Origin of the sequence: Gilvimarinus gilvus (assembly GCF_030518155.1) — a bacterium.
GTDB lineage: Bacteria > Pseudomonadota > Gammaproteobacteria > Pseudomonadales > Cellvibrionaceae > Gilvimarinus > Gilvimarinus gilvus.
In genome coordinates, this window is sequence record NZ_JAULRU010000572.1 from 1 (window position 1) to 318 (window position 318).

The window sequence follows — 318 nt, forward strand, 5'->3', positions numbered from 1 at the left end:
GTATTCCTTATTTGCTGGGGGATAGCTACCACTGCGACAGTCATGTGCTGGTGAAAAACATGATGCAGCCAGACCCGTTAACGGTGAGCCCATCCTCCACCGTTTTAGAATTAGCCCAGATGATGGCAACCAATAAGCCGAAAATATATCCAGTGGTTAAACACGACATTCTGGTCGGAGTCGTAAAACGTGGGCAAGTGATGGCCGCACTGAATCAACAACTGAAACATTGCAGAGTCGCCTGACTTCACACTGGCAGCGCTTCTCCAGACATAAAAAATGCGGGGGGCGCATTTTTTCTACAGAGCCATTACGGAC

Annotated in this window: 1 protein-coding gene; it reads left to right on the top strand. The window is 48.7% G+C overall.

The genetic code is table 11. From position 1 onward, the window contains the following. On the top strand, nt 1–245 hold a 245-nt coding region (locus QWI17_RS12750), incomplete at its 5' end, for a CBS domain-containing protein (protein ID WP_302722896.1). Nucleotides 246–318 lie beyond the last annotated feature (73 nt).